The organism is Arthrobacter sp. Y3223164, assembly GCF_059091005.1.
Genome location: NZ_JBNHGF010000360.1, coordinates 1 through 2,769, shown reverse-complemented (window position 1 = coordinate 2,769; position 2,769 = coordinate 1). Strand labels below are relative to the sequence as shown.

At 66.4% G+C, this 2,769-nt stretch carries 3 protein-coding genes; 2 read left to right on the top strand and 1 reads right to left on the bottom strand.

The window, feature by feature from the left end; translation table 11 throughout:
- Positions 1–34: 34 nt before the first annotated feature.
- Positions 35–958 (bottom strand): LysR substrate-binding domain-containing protein, encoded by a 924-nt coding sequence (locus tag AC5RUJ_RS14035; protein ID WP_494128008.1) that lies wholly within the window; start codon positions 956–958, stop codon positions 35–37.
- Positions 959–1,147: 189 nt separating this feature from the next.
- Here AC5RUJ_RS14035 and AC5RUJ_RS14030 point away from each other — a divergent pair, with 189 nt between their 5' ends.
- Both AC5RUJ_RS14030 and AC5RUJ_RS14025 read left to right on the top strand, forming a co-directional pair.
- A complete protein-coding gene (locus tag AC5RUJ_RS14030; RefSeq protein WP_494128007.1) occupies positions 1,148–2,338 on the top strand; it encodes a cytochrome P450 in 1,191 nt (396 codons plus the stop codon).
- A 60-nt stretch (positions 2,339–2,398) separates the two neighbouring features.
- Positions 2,399–2,725 (top strand): 2Fe-2S iron-sulfur cluster-binding protein, encoded by a 327-nt coding sequence (locus AC5RUJ_RS14025; protein ID WP_494073554.1) that lies wholly within the window; start codon positions 2,399–2,401, stop codon positions 2,723–2,725.
- Positions 2,726–2,769 lie beyond the last annotated feature (44 nt).

The window sequence follows — 2,769 nt, the reverse complement described above, 5'->3', positions numbered from 1 at the left end:
CCGGCGGTGAGGCCCCGCGGCCGGCGGGGACGACTCATCGGCCAGAGCCGCCACTCTGGCGGGGCGCATGGGCCTCGACCGCATACCTGACCACCTCCGCGGCCCGGTCGGTCAGCCTGACCCCTTCGGGCCAGACGATCTTCACGCCAACCGGGCGGACCGCCGGCTCGATTGGCAACGCGGTGAAAGTCCGGCCTTCATAGGTGGCATCGCCGGACGGCCGCTGCACCAGGACCGAGTAGCCGATACCCCGCCCGACCAGCGAGCGGGTCAGCTCGAAGTCAGTGGTGCGGTACTTGATTTTCGGCACGACGGAAGCGTCACGGAACACCGACATCGTGTGATGGCTGCTCGGCGGTGCATCGAGCAGGATCATTGGCTCCTCGGCCAGGTCGGCCAGGCTCACCGCCTCCCGGCCGGCCAGCCGGTGGTCGGCCGGCAATAGCGCGTAGGCATGCATGGCGCCCAGCTGCACCGACTCCAGTCCCGGCCGCAGGTCCATGTCGTAGACGATGGCCAGGTCCAGCTCTCCCGTGAACAGCTTGTCCTGCACGGCATCCTGGGTGCCTTCGACGAAGTCCAACTGCACCTTGGGATGCTCGGCGGCGAAACGCTCCAGCAGCCCGGGCAGAACAGTCGGCGCCAACGTCAGATAGCAGCCCACCACCAGCGGGCCGGCCAGCTCTCCCCCGCAGCTGCTGGTGCTCAGCTCCAGCTCCTCCGCCTCCCGCAGGAAGGTTGAGGCGCGGGCGTGCAGTTGCCGGCCTGCAGGTGTCAGGCTGACGCCGTGTGCCTTGCGGCGGACCGTGAGCTGCGTGCCGAAAATACGCTCCAGTTCCTTCACTGCCGCGGCCACTGCCGTCTGTGAGACATGGAGTTCGTCGGCGGCGGCGGCAATCGTGCCGGCCTCTGCCACTGCGACAAAGTACGCCAGCTGCCGCAGCGTGTACCGGACCAAAGCGCCTCCTGCGCCGCAGGGATATAACCAAAGCTTTTCGGGGGATATTTCCCCTCTTTATGCACTTTACCGGCGGATATGCCTGCTGTCACACTCGTGGGAGACACACCTCACGCCGGGTACGGTGCGAGGCCCGCCGGCAAGGATCCGGCAACCCGTTTCCGGACCAACACGACGAGGAGAGCGAGAATGACCGCCGCCACCGAAGCCCGCCCGGTTCCCAACGCGGACTGGGTCACCATCCCGGATCTCTACCGGAACCCGTATCCGATCTATCAGAAGCTGCGGGCCGAAGCGCCCGTGCACTGGGTGCCCGCCGTCAACCGGTACATGGTTACCAGCTACCAGGCCTGCCACGTGATCGAGCAGGACCAGGAGCGTTTTTCCGCCAACGAGACCAACTCGCTCATGAAGCGGGCCATGGGCCACTCGATGCTGCGCAAGGACGACCCGGAGCATGAGGTGGACCGGAAATCCTACGGGAACGTGCTGCGGCCCAAAGCCATCAAGGAGCACTGGAACGCCATCTTCCAGGCCAACAGCGACAAATACCTGGCGCAGTTGAAGGCGGCCGGCCCGGGCGCCGACTTTGTCTGGGAGTATGCCGCTCCCTACGCCGCGGAAAACCTGCGGCTGATCATGGGCTTCCATAATGCCACCCAGGAAGACATGCAACGTTGGTCGCAGACCATGATCGACGGCACCGGCAACTACGCGGACGACCCGGACGTCTGGAGCAAGTCGGAGCAGTCGTACAACGAAGTCGACGACGCGATCGATGAAATCCTGCCCTACCTGCGCAAGAATCCGGATGCCAGCCTGCTGTCCGGGCTCACCTCCATGCCGATCCCGCTCGAGGCCATCCGGGCGAACATGAAGATGACCATCGGCGGCGGCCTCAACGAACCGCGCGACGTCCTTGGCACCACCGTGTGGGCGCTGCTGGCCAACCCGGAGCAGTTGGCCCAGGTGCTCGCTGACGAATCCCTCTACGCGCGCGCCTTCGAGGAGTCCGTGCGCTGGGTCGCACCCATCGGCATGTACCCGCGGGAGGTCACGCGCGACACCGTCGTGGAAGGCATGCAACTGCCGGCCGGTGCGCGGCTGGGCATCGTTGTCGGCGCAGCCAACCGCGACCCGGCGGTGTTCGAGGACCCCGAATCCTTTAACATCAACCGGGAAAAGAAGCCGCACCTGGCATTCGGCGGCGGCAACCACTTCTGCGCAGGCGCCTGGGTGGCACGCGCTTCGGTGGCACACATTGCCATGCCGCAGGTTTTCCGCGAACTGCCGAACCTCCGCCTGGATCCGGAGAACGCCCCGGTCGACGCCGGCTGGGTCTTCCGCGGCATGACCAAATTCCCGGTGCTCTGGGGCTAAGACCGGCCCGCGCACCCTTCCGTCCACCCAAACCAGCGCCCACAGCAAGGACAATTTCCCATGGCAAAGATCAGCTTCCACCACTCTGACGGCAACGTTGACGTGCTCGACGTCGACCCCGGCACCTCCCTGATGCGCGCCGCCGTGACCAACGGCGTCGACGGCATCGTCGGCGAATGCGGCGGCCAGGCCATGTGCGCCACCTGCCACGTCTACGTCCGCCCCGAATACCTCGACGGCCTGCCCGAAATCGGCGACGACGAAGACGAAATGCTCGACTGCACCGCCGGCCCCCGCGTCGAAACCCGCAGCCGGCTCGGCTGCCAGATCACGGTCGGCGACGGCCTCGAACAGATCGAAGTCGACGTCCCCGACGACCAGATCTGAGCCGTCCGGCCAACGGCGGCCGCTGCGGCGGCCGCCGTGTTGCC